Below are 16123 nucleotides of genomic sequence, written 5' to 3'. Positions count from 1 at the left end.
TTCCCTCCAACAAATCTATTATCATGACCTTACGGCGATGAATATCTCTTGAACATGCAAGCAAATATTCCAGTTTAAATGTAAAATAGATTAATTTTTACATAATACAACCACTACATTATAACACAGGATTCTTTCGTTTCAACAGCCTGCTAGATGATAGGGTAAGAAATTTCTTCTATCATCTTGATGAAATCCATTGCTTCTGCTGTCTCTTCCACAGTTGCGCCGTATCGATCAGCATACTTATCTATCGTTTCATCAAGTCCAAAATACGCATTTGCTAGGTAATGATAGGCCGCTGCACATGCTTTTTCAGAATTAGGCTTCGGATTAAAAGGATAGAGTAGAAAGAAGTTTCGCTCCAACAGACTTTTAATGTTTTCAAACAAGACTGGGTCATCGCTTTCAAGGCTGGACTGAAGAAGGTGCGATACATCAAGCAACATTTGAACTTCCTGAAGCTCAGGGAGCCTAGAAGGAATAAACACGTCCTTCATTCCAAGCTTTTCGACTTCTACTTCCTTGTCATATTCTTGTTCCCTTAAAATGTTCAGCAACATTGATTTCTGAAAGGGGTGCCCTTCTTTTGATTCTAGGTATAGCTTAATTTCATGTATGTATGGGCGAACATTTTCCTTGGCAAGTCTTGCGGCAATTTGCATTTGGTCTTTTGGATCCTGATAGGAAAACAAACTTAATCGTTCATTTTCTCGTTCTTGAACTGGTGGTTCTATGTCTTGAAGGTCTTGCTGGCCTTCTGCCATCTTCCGGCTAAAATGAAGCATTTTAGAAAAATGTTCAAATTTTTCTTTTGGCACTTCTTTTTCTTCGAGCAGAGCCTCAATCGTCGTAATGATTTCTTCATATTCATTCAACTGGACCATAATCATGATGTAAAGGTCCATGACTTGTATATAATTGCCGATTCCTTCCTTGAGCATCTCCGCTGCAATGACTTTTGCTTCTTGTGGGTGGCCTGATTCAAAATGAGCAAGAACTAATCCAGTGTACACCTCACTATTATGTGCATCAAGCGTACGTGCCTGTTCCAAATACTCGATAGCCTGTCGATACTTTTTCGCGTGGAGGTATTCCACCCCTTTTTCTAACAGACGTCGCTCTAGGCCCGGAAACAAAACAATATTATCTTTTTCAGAATTCTGTTTCATCATGCCTTCCCGCCTCTTTTTATTCATCAAATTTCTAGCACTTTCTATAACAAAGATTCTCTACGGTAACTCCTCTAACCTATGTCTATCCATCCCTTAAAGAGTGCTTTATCTTTGATTATAATCGATAGTTTAGCATGGATTGTACGAAAAACAAAAAGATTCACGGCTGGGGCCGTGAATCTTTTTAAATGAGTGACTCTTCATAAGCCAGGATTCGTTCATCTAATTGTAGAGTTAATTCAATCTCGTCCCACCCATTCACCAGCATCGTTTGCCAGTAATCAGAAATTGGGAACTCTGCTTGGAAACCTTCAGAGTCCTTTACCGTCTTGTCTTTCAACGATACCGTTAGCTCATAATTTTCATCCTTTGCCTTTTCAATTAAATAGCGTACTTCCTCATCCTTTAAGACAACTGGAAGCATTCCATTCTTTAAGCAGTTCTGATGAAAAATATCTGCGAACGACGGAGCAATTACGATTTTAATCCCATAGTCGAGCAAGGCCCACGGTGCATGCTCACGTGATGAGCCACAACCGAAGTTTTCATTTGCTACAAGTATCTCTGCTCCGTTATTTTCCGGACGATTCAATTCGAAATCAGGATTCGGTGTACCATCTGCTTGGAAACGCCAATCGTAAAAGAGATATTGACCAAAACCTGTTTTTTCTGTTCGTTTCAAAAACTGCTTTGGAATAATCTGATCGGTATCCACATTCACTCGATCCATTCCAGCTACTTTGCCACGAAATGTCGTTAGCCCTGCCATCTCATCTTCTCCTTTCTATTTTTAATGAACGGCTTCAGCACTCTCCATTGTTCTCACATCAACGAAACAGCCATTTACTGCTGCCGCTGCTGCCATTGCTGGGCTGACAAGATGAGTTCTTGCTCCGGCACCCTGACGTCCTTCAAAGTTACGATTGGAGGTTGATGCACAGTGCTCTCCAGCTGGGACAATATCCGCATTCATACTTAGGCACATGCTACAACCAGATTCACGCCATTCAAAGCCTGCATCAAGGAAAATTTTATCAAGACCTTCAGCTTCAGCTAAGACTTTTACATTTTGAGAGCCTGGTACCACGATTGCCTCTACATCTGGATGAACCTTTCTCCCTTTTGCGATCTCAGCAGCCAAACGCAGATCCTCTAGACGGGAGTTTGTACAGGAACCAATAAATACTTTTTGAATTTTAATATCGGCTATTCTTTGGCCTTCGATAAAGTCCATATACTTAAGGGCGCTTGCTACAGAACGCTTTTCATTTTCGCTCTCACATTCACCTAAGAAAGGAACCCTTCCTGTAACAGGAGCTGTCTGGGACGGATTGGTTCCCCAGCTAACCATTGGCGCAATTTCACTTGCCTCAATGTAGATTTCCTTATCATAAGTAGCGCCTTCATCAGAAGCAAGTGCCTTCCACTGTTCCGCTAGCTCCTCAAACTCTTGGCCAGCTGGAACATACTTACGGCCACGCAAGTATTCAATGGTTGTGTCATCCGGAGCAACTAGGCCTGCACGAGCGCCACCTTCAATCGACATATTGCAGACGGTCATTCGCTCTTCCATCGTCATGTTTTCAATCACATCACCACAATACTCAATGATATGACCAGTTCCAAAATTCACTCCATATTTGGATAACACATATAAAATCACATCTTTAGCGAGCACACCTTTACCAAGTTTGCCGTCAATTTGGACTTTAAGCGATTTAGGTTTAGACTGCCACAACGTTTGCGTTGCTAGCGTATGTTCAACCTCGCTTGTGCCAATTCCAAATGCTAGGGAACCGAATGCACCATGTGTAGAGGTATGACTGTCCCCACAGACAATCGTCATCCCGGGCTGTGTTAACCCTAGTTCAGGACCAATTACATGGACAATTCCCTGTTCTGGACTATTGATGTCTGCTAAAGTAATCCCAAATTCTTTGCAATTGTTGCGCAAGGTTTCCATTTGGTTTTGCGCGACAGGGTCGGTAATGTTAAAACGGTTTACGGTTGGGACATTATGATCGACGGTTGCAAAGGTACGGTCCGGTCGTCTCACTTTACGGTTTTTCATTTTTAATCCTGAAAAAGCTTGGGGTGAGGTTACTTCATGGACGAGATGAAGATCAATATAGATGAGGTCTGGTTTCCCCTCTTCGCGATGGACAATATGCTTATCCCAAAGTTTATCGATAATTGTTTTTGCCATTTTTCACCCTCCTTTTTTAATAGTAGCTTTGACAACGGTTGAATTCCGCTCCAGGCACTTCGCTTTCCGTGGGCGTGCCGGGGAGCCTCCTCGGCGCTTTAGCGCCTGTGGGGTCTCCCCTGCCCCGTACTCCCGCAGGAGTCTTCGTGCCTTCCGCTCCAATCAACCTGTTCCATCGTCAATAAACATTTAATTAGTGTTAAGAATAACAATTCATAATATTTAAGATTGCTTGATTATCTAGTATGGTTGCTTTGATTTCTTCGATCATTTCGGCTGTGCCTACAGTTGGTTGGCCTTTTTTAGCGATATCGGCTGTTTTTGAGCCGGATTCTAGTACTTGTTCTACTGCTTTTTCTACCGCAGTTGCCTCTTCTTCAAGGCCGAATGAGGTACGTAACATCATGGCTGCTGATAGAATCATTGCTACTGGGTTGGCAATGTTTTTACCTTCGATATCTGGTGCGGATCCATGGATTGGCTCATAAAGATGTGCACCGTCTGAGGAAATACTAGCCGAAGGCAACATCCCTAATGATCCTGTTAAAACAGACGCTTCATCACTTAAAATATCGCCGAACATGTTCTCGGTCACTAGGACATCAAAATGCTTTGGATTTTTAATCAACTGCATCGCCGCATTGTCAACAAGCATATGCTCTAGCTTTACTTCTGGGAAATCTTTCGCTACTTCTTCCGCTGTTTCACGCCATACTCGGCTTGATTCTAAAACATTTGCTTTATCTACTGATGTCACTTTTTTGCTTCGTTGTTCTGCTAGTTCAAATGCGAGACGAATGATACGCTCAATCTCTGATTTTTTATAAAAAAGTGTATCGACAACAGCATCTTCGCCGTCTGTTTTCGTTCTTTCACTTGGCTTTCCAAAGTAAAGACCGCCAGTCAGCTCTCTGACTACCAACATATCTGCACCTTCAATGACTTCAGGGCGAAGTGGTGAGTTTTCTGCGGTTGCCGCATAATAGCTGACCGGTCTCAAATTAGCATAGAGGTTCAACTCTTTCCTAATGCGAAGTAGACCTTTCTCTGGACGAAGATGTCCAGGAAGGGTTTCCCATTTCGGACCGCCTACTGCTCCGAGAAGGACGGCATCGCTTTTTTTGCAGAGTTCAATGGTCTCTTCAGGAAGCGGAGTACCGAGCGCATCGATTGCTCCCCCGCCAATACTTCCATAAGTGAAAGTAAATTGATGTCCAAAGCGCTCTCCAATTGCTTGGAGGACGCTCACTGCACCACCTGCTACCTCTTTGCCAATGCCGTCTCCAGGCAGGACTGCGATCGTCTTTTTCATGAGTTTCCCCTCCATTTTTTCATAAAAATATTAACTATTTACAACTGGCTCTGCAGTTTCTCTCATATATAGTACGCGGTTTACTGCGTTCAAATATGCTTTTGCGGATGCTTCGAGAACGTCTTGTGCAAGGCCTCTGCCGCTTGTTTCTTTTCCTGCATATTTCATTTTTACGTAAACCTGAGCAAGGGCATCTCTCCCTGCACCCACGGATTGAATTCGGTAATCTAGTAGATTAATGGTTTCGTCCATACATTTTTCTAATGTGTTGTAAAGAGCTTCGATACTTCCTGCTCCAGTAGCAGCTTCTTGAATCTCTTCGTTATTTTCACCTGAAAGACTGACAGTGGCAGTTGGAACCTGATTAGTTCCATATTGAACCTGAATGGACTTCAATTGATAGAAGCTTTCATCTTTTGATAGTCTTTCTTCCAGAACAATCGCGACTAAGTCTTCGTCGGTCATTTCTTTCTTGCGGTCAGCCATCTCTTTAAAGACACCGAATAGACGCTTAATATCTTCTTCTGGCACTGATAGGCCTAACTCCTGCAGGCGATTGCGGAATGCATGTCGGCCAGAATGCTTTCCAAGTACCAAGGAATTATTCTGGACTCCTACTAATTCAGGAGAAATAATCTCATAAGTAGTTTTTTCTTTTAAGACGCCATCCTGGTGAATGCCCGATTCATGTGCGAAAGCATTACGCCCAACAACGGCTTTGTTAGGTGGAACTTGAATCCCTGTCAATTTCGAAATTAGACTCGACGAACGGCTAATTTCTTGTAAATTCATCCCTGTTTCTAAGTTATAGAAATCTTTCCGGATATGAAGCGCAACCGCTAATTCTTCAAGTGAAGTATTTCCGGCACGCTCACCAATGCCGTTGATGGTCCCCTCAACCTGTCTTGCGCCATGTCTGACAGCCGCAAGCGAGTTCGCCACTGCAAGCCCTAAATCATCATGACAGTGTGTTGACAATTCTACCTTTCCAATAGAAGGAACATGTTCGAATAAGTAATCAAATAATGCTCCGTACTCTTCTGGAGACGTATATCCAACTGTATCAGGAATGTTGATCACGCGTGCTCCTGCTTGAATCACTTTTTCAATGATTTCCGCTAAAAATGGAAGCTCAGTACGAGTTGCATCTTCAGCAGACCATTGAACGACAGAAAACTTTGAAGCGGCATATTTCACCGTTTGTACGGCTGTTTCAACCACTTGTTCTTTTGTTTGCTTTAATTTATATTGGCGGTGGATTGGTGAAGTCGCGATAAATGTATGCAATCTTGGTTCTGCGCCTTCCTTAAGAGCTTCCCAAGCAGCGTCAATATCCGAAATGACTGCACGTGCAAGTCCAGTAACCGATGCACCTTTAATCGTTCTGGCAATCTCTTTAACCGATGCTAGGTCTCCAGGAGAAGCAGCTGGAAAGCCTGCTTCAATAATGTCAACATGTAATCTTTCCAGCTGGCGAGCAATTTCTAGCTTCTCGGACTTATTCAGATTAACCCCGGCCGACTGTTCCCCATCTCTTAGCGTCGTGTCAAAAATCTTAACCTTTTGCAACTGCTGCCACCTTCTTTTTATCTTTATTTACAAACGGCATCATCGCTCTTAACTCTCTACCTACAACTTCAATTGGATGCTGTTTTTCATTTTCATTGATTGCAGTGAATTCTGGACGGTTTGCTTGGTTTTCTAAGATCCAACCTTTTGCAAAACGACCTTCTTGGATATCTTTCAATACTTCTTTCATTTCTGCTTTCACAGCTGGAGTCACGATACGTGGTCCGCTAACAAAATCTCCCCATTGAGCTGTGTCAGAGATGGAATAACGCATTCCTTCAAGACCGCCTTCGTACATAAGGTCAACGATTAATTTTAATTCGTGTAGACATTCAAAGTATGCAAGTTCAGGCTGGTAACCAGCTTCTGTTAATGTTTCGAAACCAGCTTTTACTAGGGCAGAAACGCCTCCACAAAGGACAGCTTGCTCTCCGAAAAGGTCTGTTTCTGTTTCTTCTTTAAAAGTAGTTTCTAGTGCACCAGCGCGAAGTGATCCGATTCCGTAAGCATAAGATAGAGCAAGTTCTCTAGCTTCTCCAGTAACATCTTGGTAAACCGCGAATAGTGCAGGTACACCAGCGCCTTCAGTATATACACGTCTTACAAGGTGACCAGGACCTTTAGGAGCTACTAATAGAACATCACATTCTTTTGGCGCTTTGATTTGGTTAAAGTGAATATTGAATCCATGTGCAAACATTAATGCTTGGTTTGTTAAGTTTGGTTCAATTTCATTCTTATAAACTGTTGGTTGTAGTTCATCTGGAAGAAGAATCATGACTACATCTGCTTGAGCCGTTGCTTCCCCTACTGTGTAAACTTGGAAGCCATCTTCCACTGCTTTATTCCAAGAATTTCCCGGACGGAGACCAATGACAACTTCAACACCACTGTCACGTAGGTTTTGTGAATGAGCATGACCTTGTGATCCATATCCGATTACGGCTACTTTCTTTCCTTGTAGGTACTGTGGGTTTGCGTCTCCGTTATAATACATCTTTGCCATTTTAAAATCTCTCCCTTTATGGTTATAGTTTTTGTTTTAGTTGTATTAGTTGCTTGGTTTAGACAATTGAATAATTTGTTTTCTGAGTTGAACGTTGGCTGCTACGTGGGAAAGCGGTTGTTCCTGTGCGCGCTAACTCTTTGATTCCATATGGCTTAATCAACTCAATAAAGGCTTCAATCTTCTCTGATTCACCGGTAATTTGGATAATCAAGCTGTCTTTCCCAACATCGATGACCGATGCACGGAACGGCTCAATCAGTGAATAAATTTCATTGCGATTTTGCGGAGTAGACTGCACTTTGATTAGTGCGAGTTCACGGGCGACAACCGCCTGGTCACTGATATCAGCAACCTTTAATACATCAATTTGCTTGTTAAGTTGTTTCGTAATTTGTTCAATGATGCGGTCGTTATCGACATTAACGACACAAGTAATCCTTGATACTCCCTCTTGTTCTGTTTCTCCAACCGAAATACTTTCAATATTGTAATTTCGCTTCGAAAACAAGTTGGTGATTCGATTTAGGACACCTGGTCGGTTTAGGACGGTTAGAGTAATGATTCGTTTCATTTTTTCACCCCTACCATTTCATGAAGCCCTTTTCCTGGAGCAATCATTGGATAAACATTTTCGTTTTCAGCTACTCTGAAGTCTAGTAAAACAGGTTCGTTGTCATTCATCACTTCAGCTAATACCTTTTCTGCTTCACTTTCCGATGTGATCTCATATGCTTTGATTCCATATGCATCAGCTAGTTTTACAAAGGAAGGTTGTGAAGGGATTAGGCTATGAGAGTATCTTTCTTCATAGAAAATTTGCTGCCACTGTCTGACCATTCCTAGAGAACGATTATTGAAGATTGCGATTTTTATAGGTAGATTCAACTCTCTGATAACTGCTAGTTCCTGTGTTGACATTTGGAAGCCGGCATCTCCTAAAATTGCCACCACTGTTGCGGATGGGTCGGCAATTTGCGCACCAATCGCTGCTGGTAATCCAAAGCCCATCGTACCAAGTCCACCAGAGGTTACAAAGCGGTCTGGATTTTTAAATGGATAATACTGAGCAGCCCACATTTGATGCTGTCCAACATCGGTAACGACAATTCCTTCACCGTTTGTCTTTTCATACAACATCTCGGTAACACGCTGCGGCTTAAGTGGTGAGTTGGAATCTTCATACCAATATGGATTTTCTTTCTTCCACTCATTTAATGTCTGAATCCATTCGCTATTTTCAGGCGGCTTGCCATTTTGCTTGACGAGCATGCTTAGCGCTACTTTTGCATCACCAACGACTGGAATTGCAGTTGGAACATTTTTACCAATTTCAGCAGGGTCAATATCGATGTGAGCGACCGTTGCTTTTGGTGCAAAGTGCTTCAAGTTTCCTGTTAAGCGATCATCGAATCGTGCGCCAATATTAACCAGTAAATCACATTCAGATAGTGCCATATTGGCCGTATAACAACCATGCATGCCGCCAAGACCCATAAACAATGGATGATCAGCCGGAAATCCGCCTAAACCAAGAAGTGTATGAACAACTGGAATGTTTTGTTGTTCAGCATACTCAAGCAATAGCTCTGATCCCTTGGAGAATAAAATCCCAGCTCCTGCGAGAATTACTGGTTTTTTCGCTCCACTTACTGCTTCTGTTAGTTTGCGAATTTGCAAATAGTTTGGTTCAATAGTCGGCTGATAGCCTGGTAAATCAATTTCCGCTTCAGCAGGCTGTTCAACTAAGCCTGCGGCAATATCCTTTGGAAAATCGATTAAAACTGGGCCAGGTCGGCCGGTTGTTGCGATATGAAAAGCTTCCTTAATAATTCTCGGAATGTCTTCAATATTCCGAACTTGACAATTATGTTTGGTTATCGGAGTGGTGATCCCTAATATATCTGCTTCTTGGAAAGCGTCAGTTCCGATGACCCCTGTAGCTACCTGCCCGGTAAAAACCACTAACGGCAGAGAATCCATCATGGCATCCGCTAAACCTGTGACAACGTTCGTTGCCCCTGGTCCTGAGGTGGCAATTACGACACCTGCATTCCCGCTAATCCTCGCATACCCTTCTGCTGCATGAATCCCGCCTTGTTCATGGCGAGGAAGAACATGAAGAATGCCGCAGTCATAAATTTTGTCGTAAATCGGAAGGACTGCCCCTCCTGGATATCCAAAAATGACTTCTACTTTTTCCTTTTTGAGAGCCTCTATCAAGAGATCCGCGCCAGTTACAGTTTTCTTCTCAGCTTCTACGTTTGTAAAAGCAGTTTCTTGCAGCATTATTCCAGCCTCCTATCAATTGAAAAACTCTAGCCTGCTATTTTTATATTTTGTTAGCACCAGGCCCATTTTTTTTACAAATAAAAATAGCCCTCCCCATCGCCAAATGCCTGCGCAACAAAAATTGTCAGGCAAAGGGATGAAAAAGGCTATTGTTAACCTGTTCCACGGTACCACCCTCATTCACGCAGATTGGAAAACCTGCGTGCACTCTAGGACTGTGTTCAGTCCGTTTTGATAACGGGTGACTGACACCCGACCGGTTCTACTTGAAACCCTTTCAAACCGGCGCTCCGAGGTGAGTTCATTCTTTGCGCCAACACCGGTTCACAGCACTACCGGCTCTCTGAAGATGGCATGCAAGGAATTACTTGTCCTCGTCCACACTTTCTCATATCTTTAACTTACATTCGAATCTGTCTTTAAGGAGTATATTTTAACTCCTTCACTTATAACTCTTTTTCTAAATTCTTCTAGAATTTTATTTGTATGAATACCAGGTTTACCGTCGCCGATTACTCTGCCGTCTACTTTCACAACAGCGATTACCTCAGCGGCTGTACCAGTTAAAAACACTTCATCAGCGGTATACACATCATGTCTTGTAAAAGGTTCTTCTTTCATTTCATAACCTAAATCTTTCGCAATATCCATGACGGCATTCCTTGTAATTCCTTCTAGTGCCCCAATATAACCTGGAGGTGTATAGAAGGTATCCCCTTTAACAATAAACACATTATCAGCGGAACCCTCAGCTACATATCCTTGATCATTCAGCATTAGTGCTTCATTCACATTGGCTAACTGAGCTTCTATTCTAACTAATATGTTGTTAAGGTAATTTAATGACTTCACCTTTGGACTTAACACATCTGGACGATTTCGCCTTGTAGCGACTGTCACAATTTCAAGTCCTGTTTCATATAGTTCTTTAGGGAAGATTGATAGTGGCTCAACAATGATGACCACATTTGCTCCATGGCAGTTTCTTGGGTCTAAACCAAGATCTCCAGGCCCCCTTGATACCACCGCCCGAATATAGGCGTTTTCCAATTGATTCTTCTCTACTGTTTCAGCAATTAAGTTTGTAAGTTCTTCCTGGCTATGAGGAATTTCAAGCATGATAGACTTTGCTGATCTATACAGACGATCCATATGCTCTTCCATTCTGAAAATATTCCCGCCATATACGCGAATCCCTTCAAATACGCCGTCCCCATATAGGAACCCATGGTCATAAACGGAAATTTTTGCATTTTCCTTCGTGACGAATTCACCGTTTAAATAAATCCATTGCTCGGGCACCGAAAAACATCTCCTTTTGATCATTAAACGCTTTAAACAATTAAAATTAAAAGGTACAAAAGATTCTGACAAAGAAATCCAACCTCTAATTTCGCTTGCCCGTTTGGTAGATTATCTGACTAACAAAATCATTTAATTGAAGACTATCTTACGCCGTTTCTAAGCCTACGTCAACGGGTTTTAAAGAAATTTTTGATAATTTCGATTTATGTAAATTACTGTATCCGCTTCCATTATTGTTTTCTTCGGATTTTTCAGTTAAAAAAATTTTTGAAGAGTTCGTCAGTTTAACATTAAGAAATCTCTTGTTGGGAAGTGCGTAATAAAAGGGAGCTAATTTTGGTGTAACAGAAAGTTTAGCTGGCTTAGGAAACAATTGTTCTGAGGTGTCGGTCCGAGTGAGGGTTCTTTTTAAAGGACACAATCTCAAAAACGCAAAAAAACCCACCTTGGTTAAGGTGAGTTAATATGTAGGATAATGGCGTCCCAGGAGAGATTCGAACTCCCGACCGACGGCTTAGAAGGCCGTTGCTCTATCCAGCTGAGCTACTGGGACATTTTTTTAATGTATTTGTTTTTCAAAGACAAGATTTATTATATTAGGCTAACGATTAAAAGTCAACAGCTATTTAATTTTTTTTACTAGAGGAAGAAAATAATTCTTCCTCTAGTTATTATATAACGTTTGGCTCTACTTTGAAACCATAAACTCCTGTGTTAGCGAGCCTATTTCTCCACTATCATAGTCAAAAACATGACGGACTGCGCTCTCGCCTTTTAGTTCAAGGATAACGTAGGTTCTTTCGCGACGCCCCCGCGGCAATCTAATGCTACCAGGATTAATAAAAAGCATATCTTGAATTTTCTCAGCGCCAAGGAGGTGAGAATGCCCAAAACAAACAATATTGGCACCCAATTCCTCAGCTCGATACGATAGGCTTAGCATACTCGATTTAACCGAATATAAGTGGCCGTGAACGACTAATATTTTGTAGCCATCTATCTCCACCATCGCTTCTTCAGGAAAGTCCCCATAAAAGTCACAATTCCCCTTCACGGTGGTATATCCGCTAATTGAATGGTTGTCAACGGTAAGTTCCGAATCACCGCAATGAATCATCAGATCGACTTCGCCCTCATGTTTTTCTTTAATCACATCCAGTATTTCTGTGGATCCATGGCTATCACTCACGATTAAAATCTTACTCATGAGTCTTCTCCGAAGTTTAGGGTTAAATTTTGTTCTAGCTTTTTTATCGCCATAGCCCGATGACTGATTTTGTTTTTTTCCTCAGGTGCAAGTTCAGCCATTGCCTTTCCTTTTGCCTCGATAAAAAAGATTGGGTCATAACCAAAGCCATTAGTCCCTTTTCGCTCTGTTAGAATGAGTCCTTCACATGCACCTGCAAAGGTTACTGTTTTTTTACCAGGCTGCGAAACGGACAATACACATCGAAACCTCGCTGTTCGTTCGTTTTTAGGAACACCATGTAACTCTTCTAGTACTTTGTCGATATTCTCTTCATCGTTTTTTTGCGGTCCAGCATAACGTGCAGAATACACCCCTGGTCGCCCCTCGAGTGCATCGACTTCTAGTCCCGAATCATCAGCAATTACCATCTTTCCTAAAAGATTTGCGATTGTTTCAGATTTAATTTTCGCATTTTCTTCAAAGGTCGTTCCAGTTTCTTCTACATCTTCTATTTCTGGAAAATCGAGCAGCGTTTTTACAATCATTCCTTTTTCATGAAAAATCCGCTCAAACTCCTTTGCTTTTCCGCTATTTTTTGTCGCAATAATGACTTCTTCCATCGATTTATTCCCCTATCTTTTTTTCGCATTGGTGATGAGCCCTGTAAGCTCTTCGCCAAGCGCCTGTTTTTGATAGTCAAACAACTCAACTAAACCTTCCTGTGCGCCTTTTAGAAGCTCTTGTAGCTGATTGTATGAAAACGTCGCTTCTTCCCCTGTTCCCTGGAGTTCAACGAACTCGCCGTTTCCAGTCATCACCACATTCATATCAACTTGCGCTGCAGAATCTTCCACATAATTTAGATCAACGACCACTTTCCCATCCTTTAAAATCCCTACGCTTGTTGCGGCTAAAAAGTCTGTTATTGGGAAACTTTTCATTTTTTTATTTTTATAAAGCTTATGAAAAGCGTGCGCCAATGCCACAAATGCACCTGTGATGGATGCTGTGCGCGTTCCACCGTCTGCTTGGATGACATCACAATCGATCCAAACAGTACGTTCACCAATTGCCTCGAGATTTACGACTGCCCGTAAAGCACGTCCAATTAAGCGCTGAATTTCCATTGTTCTTCCCGTTACTTTCCCTTTTGAAGATTCACGGATATTCCGTGTTTCGGTAGCGCGTGGGAGCATTGAATACTCAGCAGTAATCCACCCTTTCCCTTGTCCACGCATAAAATGCGGCACTTTGTCTTCAATGCTAGCAGAGCAAATCACTTTTGTATCTCCCACTGTAATTAGTACTGAACCTTCTGGGTGCTTTAAATAATCAACTTCAATATGTATAGGCCTTAATTGCTGTGGTTCTCGTCCATCATAACGCATAGCCCAATTCCTCCTTCGGTCGTTCTGGTAAAGCTTTATTTTCTAAAAAAAACAATAAAGAAGAGGCAGCATATTGACTGCCTCTTTACCATTCAGTATTAGTATAACAAATTTCTCCAATTAAAAACTACCAGTGTTGACTTTTTGCGGACGGGTAACTGGTTCAGTCAGGTCTGCACCCTCTTCCGTTTTAAGACCCGCTTCCCCATTTACTGTAACGGCTACGCTCTCAATTCCTTTTTGTTCAGTTAGAGAAAGAACCAAAGTGTTCAGTACATGTTCTGATACCAATTTCTCTTCGAAGCTTCCATAAATAGATTCATTGAAATCAAGCGTAACTTTTCCATCCTCAATTTTAGGATCAGCTAATAGCTTTACATCGGACTGGAACTGAGATAGTAAGCCTGTGCCATGGCCTGGTCCAGCTGCGAGTTCATTAATGGTTGCTTCTATCTCATTGACACCATCATTGTTTACCCGCTTTGTTACTGGTACGTAGTAGTAGTTTTCAGCCTCCCCACCGATATAATAAACGGTAACTGGCGAGGTATTGGTGATATCCACGGCGCCTGTTGTATTCAGATTGATTCCATCTGCTCTAGTTAGCTCATCACCAATCGGTGTTCCCCCTACCGGCATGCTATCTAGTTCTTTTCCGTTTAATTGAATCTTTACCTTATCAATTGCATCAAACTGCGTTAATGTCCATGTAACAGATTCAAGGATTCGTTGCTCATCTTCCTCCTTATAAGTCGCGAATTCATTGGAGAAATCGACTGTTGCTGTACCGTCTTTAACGTTTACAGTCATTTCGGTATCTGCTGGCAACACAGCTCTAAAGTCGTTTGGAAGCAATTGACTGACTGGACCGTTTTCAACCAGATATTCAAGTGCTTGCTTGGCCACTCCTTCCGTTTTCGGAAGATCCATTGTTTGAGAGACTACGTATCCATTTTTATCAATAAGATAGAGTTCGGTTGGTACCGTTGTTTCAACTGCTTCTTCTGTTCCCTCTGTTTCTGTTTTTGTTTCTGTTTCTGCCCCCACTGATTCTTCAACCATTTCCATTTCACTTTCCTCTAGGTAGGAGGCATTCTGCGGCGGGTCAATTTGCTTTTTCTCTTCTCCTCCAAACAAACCACAGCCCGAAAGTAATACCGCGGTTGCCAATGCCGATGCCGTCACCAAAGTTGTTTTTCTATTTTTAGACATATAATCCCCTCCATAAGACAGTTTGTACTATCATTTATACGAGCCTATTTTAAAATTAGACCGAGCTTGGCAAAATTTTTTCGTGAGATTGGACAACTTCTTCTCTAGTTTTGTAAAAGTCATAAAAAGTTCGCTTGTATAAGGGAAAGTTCAGAATTAAATTAAGGGAGAGAGGACGTGATCGTTTGATCATCAAACATAGGCAAGTTTCAGATGAATTAAAGCTTCTACGAATCTTAAACGCTCGCATGGAGTTAGCAGAAACGGACAAACAAAATTATCTAAACCTTGAGAAAGGATTTGAAGGGGAGATAAAATTTGATGTTTTAATGGAAAACCTTCAGCAAGAGAGACTCATTTTAAATGACTTATTACTAGAAAAGAACACAACTAAATTTCAACTAGATTCCCTCCATATTGCTCAAGAGACGGTTTATCATTTTGAAGTTAAAAACTTTGAGGGAGATTACTATATGGAGAAGGACCGGTTTTACACGTATTCCGGAAAAGAAATCCTCAACCCCTTGCACCAATTACGACGAAGCGAAACCCTTATTCACCAGTTACTCCAACAACTAGGATATTCCTCCTTCCAAGTTGAATCGTACTTGATCTTTGTAAACCCCACATTCACCTTATACCAAGCCCCCAAAAATCCATCTATTATATTTCCAACACAATTACAGCGATTTTTACTAAAAATGAATCGAGTGCCCTCTTCAAATCTGAATTACAGACATACTAGGCTGGGTGAGGAATTATTGGCTGTTCATCGGGGGGATGATCCTTATAAGCGGTTGCCAGCTTATAGTTATGAGGGGTTACGTAAGGGGTTTTACTGTGATTTATGTTACTCATTTAAAATTGCCCTTAAAGAGAGAAAACTAGTTTGTATGGATTGTGGGTGCAAAGAGGATATAACGCATGCTTTGCTTCGTAGTATCCAGGAGGTCAAGTTGTTATTTCCTAATTTGCCAATTTGCACGAATACCATGCATGATTGGTGCAATATGACTATCTCTAAGAAAACCATACTGAAGCATCTAAAGCACTACTATGTCCCTAAAGGGTATGGTAAATGGATGTATTTCGAATAATACGTTATTTTTTATAATTTATTTTGGTTTGTAACCTTTCTCTTTCGTTTAAAACCTAGATAGGGTGCCTATCGCTCTTATTGGCGACCTTTCTCTTTCGCTTACAACCTAGATTGGGTGCCTATCGCTTTCATTGGCGACCTTTCTCCTTCAGTTACAACCTAGATTGGGTGCCTATCACTCTCATTGGCGACCTTTCTCCTTCGCTTACAACCTAGATTGGGTGCCTATCACTCTTATTGGCGACCTTTCTCCTTCAGTTACAACCTAGATTGGGTGCCTATCACTCTCATTGGCGACCTTTCTCCTTCAGTTACAACCTAGATAGGGTGCCTATCGTTCTTATTGGCGACCTTTCTCTTTCGCTTACAA

General features: G+C 41.7%; 14 protein-coding genes, 1 tRNA gene and 1 other annotated feature. Of the genes, 1 reads left to right on the top strand and 14 read right to left on the bottom strand.

Going from position 1 to position 16123, the window contains the following annotated elements; translation table 11 throughout:
* Window positions 1-152 precede the first annotated feature (152 nt).
* The 14 genes from H0185_RS20225 to H0185_RS20160 all read right to left on the bottom strand — a co-directional run bounded on the left by H0185_RS20225 (window position 153) and on the right by H0185_RS20160 (window position 14654).
* Entirely contained in the window at window positions 153-1175 is a 1023-nt protein-coding gene (locus tag H0185_RS20225) for a tetratricopeptide repeat protein (protein ID WP_221875301.1), read from the bottom strand.
* A 184-nt stretch (window positions 1176-1359) separates the two neighbouring features.
* Complete coding sequence (gene leuD / locus H0185_RS20220; protein WP_221875300.1) at window positions 1360-1944, bottom strand: 3-isopropylmalate dehydratase small subunit; 585 nt, start codon at window positions 1942-1944, stop codon at window positions 1360-1362.
* A 21-nt stretch (window positions 1945-1965) separates the two neighbouring features.
* Window positions 1966-3381 (bottom strand): 3-isopropylmalate dehydratase large subunit, encoded by a 1416-nt coding sequence (leuC, locus tag H0185_RS20215; protein ID WP_221875299.1) that lies wholly within the window; start codon window positions 3379-3381, stop codon window positions 1966-1968.
* Between the two features lie 199 nt (window positions 3382-3580).
* On the bottom strand, window positions 3581-4693 hold the full coding sequence (gene leuB, locus H0185_RS20210) for a 3-isopropylmalate dehydrogenase (RefSeq protein WP_221875298.1): 1113 nt from the start codon (window positions 4691-4693) through the stop codon (window positions 3581-3583).
* Between the two features lie 30 nt (window positions 4694-4723).
* Complete coding sequence (locus H0185_RS20205; RefSeq protein ID WP_221875297.1) at window positions 4724-6262, bottom strand: 2-isopropylmalate synthase; 1539 nt, start codon at window positions 6260-6262, stop codon at window positions 4724-4726.
* Window positions 6249-7268: a ketol-acid reductoisomerase gene (ilvC, locus tag H0185_RS20200; protein WP_221875296.1), complete on the bottom strand. Its 1020-nt coding sequence runs from the start codon at window positions 7266-7268 to the stop codon at window positions 6249-6251. The genes H0185_RS20205 and ilvC overlap by 14 nt, the downstream gene beginning before the upstream one ends.
* A gap of 58 nt (window positions 7269-7326) precedes the next feature.
* Window positions 7327-7842, bottom strand: a complete 516-nt coding sequence (ilvN, locus tag H0185_RS20195; RefSeq protein WP_221875295.1) for an acetolactate synthase small subunit — start codon at window positions 7840-7842, stop codon at window positions 7327-7329.
* Entirely contained in the window at window positions 7839-9557 is a 1719-nt protein-coding gene (gene ilvB, locus H0185_RS20190) for an acetolactate synthase large subunit (protein ID WP_221875294.1), read from the bottom strand. The genes ilvN and ilvB overlap by 4 nt, the downstream gene beginning before the upstream one ends.
* Before the next feature lie 132 nt (window positions 9558-9689).
* Window positions 9690-9950 (bottom strand) — a binding site (T-box leader).
* Between the two features lie 6 nt (window positions 9951-9956).
* Complete coding sequence (gene ilvE / locus H0185_RS20185; RefSeq protein ID WP_221875349.1) at window positions 9957-10886, bottom strand: branched-chain-amino-acid transaminase; 930 nt, start codon at window positions 10884-10886, stop codon at window positions 9957-9959.
* A gap of 455 nt (window positions 10887-11341) precedes the next feature.
* Window positions 11342-11418: transfer RNA gene (locus H0185_RS20180), tRNA-Arg, on the bottom strand.
* A gap of 135 nt (window positions 11419-11553) precedes the next feature.
* On the bottom strand, window positions 11554-12072 hold the full coding sequence (locus H0185_RS20175) for a metallophosphoesterase (protein ID WP_221875293.1): 519 nt from the start codon (window positions 12070-12072) through the stop codon (window positions 11554-11556).
* Window positions 12069-12674 carry an XTP/dITP diphosphatase gene (locus H0185_RS20170; protein WP_221875292.1) on the bottom strand — a complete coding sequence of 202 codons (606 nt, stop codon included), beginning with the start codon at window positions 12672-12674 and terminating at the stop codon, window positions 12069-12071. The genes H0185_RS20175 and H0185_RS20170 overlap by 4 nt, the downstream gene beginning before the upstream one ends.
* Before the next feature lie 12 nt (window positions 12675-12686).
* The gene (gene rph, locus H0185_RS20165) at window positions 12687-13442 is read right to left on the bottom strand and encodes a ribonuclease PH (protein WP_221875291.1); all 756 of its coding nucleotides are present in this window, start codon (window positions 13440-13442) and stop codon (window positions 12687-12689) included.
* A 120-nt stretch (window positions 13443-13562) separates the two neighbouring features.
* Entirely contained in the window at window positions 13563-14654 is a 1092-nt protein-coding gene (locus H0185_RS20160; protein WP_221875290.1) for a GerMN domain-containing protein, read from the bottom strand.
* A gap of 185 nt (window positions 14655-14839) precedes the next feature.
* Between H0185_RS20160 and H0185_RS20155 the strand changes: the two genes are divergently transcribed.
* Window positions 14840-15751, top strand: coding sequence for a nuclease-related domain-containing protein (locus H0185_RS20155; protein ID WP_246629314.1), 912 nt, complete (start codon window positions 14840-14842; stop codon window positions 15749-15751).
* Window positions 15752-16123 lie beyond the last annotated feature (372 nt).

Origin of the sequence: Mesobacillus maritimus (assembly GCF_019749255.1) — a bacterium.
Classification (GTDB): Bacteria; Bacillota; Bacilli; order Bacillales; family Cytobacillaceae; genus Mesobacillus_B; species Mesobacillus_B maritimus_A.
This window is presented reverse-complemented; position numbering and strand designations above follow the sequence as displayed.

Excerpts from the sequence above, each read along its gene's own strand:
- H0185_RS20225 (WP_221875301.1), bottom strand. The coding sequence starts at position 1,175 with ATGATGAAACAGAATTCTGAAAAAGATAATATTGTTTTGTTTCCGGGC.
- leuD (WP_221875300.1), bottom strand. The coding sequence starts at position 1,944 with ATGGCAGGGCTAACGACATTTCGTGGCAAAGTAGCTGGAATGGATCGA.
- leuC (WP_221875299.1), bottom strand. The coding sequence starts at position 3,381 with ATGGCAAAAACAATTATCGATAAACTTTGGGATAAGCATATTGTCCAT.
- leuB (WP_221875298.1), bottom strand. The coding sequence starts at position 4,693 with ATGAAAAAGACGATCGCAGTCCTGCCTGGAGACGGCATTGGCAAAGAG.
- ilvC (WP_221875296.1), bottom strand. The coding sequence starts at position 7,268 with ATGGCAAAGATGTATTATAACGGAGACGCAAACCCACAGTACCTACAA.
- ilvN (WP_221875295.1), bottom strand. The coding sequence starts at position 7,842 with ATGAAACGAATCATTACTCTAACCGTCCTAAACCGACCAGGTGTCCTA.
- ilvB (WP_221875294.1), bottom strand. The coding sequence starts at position 9,557 with ATGCTGCAAGAAACTGCTTTTACAAACGTAGAAGCTGAGAAGAAAACT.
- ilvE (WP_221875349.1), bottom strand. The coding sequence starts at position 10,886 with ATGATCAAAAGGAGATGTTTTTCGGTGCCCGAGCAATGGATTTATTTA.
- H0185_RS20175 (WP_221875293.1), bottom strand. The coding sequence starts at position 12,072 with ATGAGTAAGATTTTAATCGTGAGTGATAGCCATGGATCCACAGAAATA.
- H0185_RS20170 (WP_221875292.1), bottom strand. The coding sequence starts at position 12,674 with ATGGAAGAAGTCATTATTGCGACAAAAAATAGCGGAAAAGCAAAGGAG.
- rph (WP_221875291.1), bottom strand. The coding sequence starts at position 13,442 with ATGCGTTATGATGGACGAGAACCACAGCAATTAAGGCCTATACATATT.
- H0185_RS20160 (WP_221875290.1), bottom strand. The coding sequence starts at position 14,654 with ATGTCTAAAAATAGAAAAACAACTTTGGTGACGGCATCGGCATTGGCA.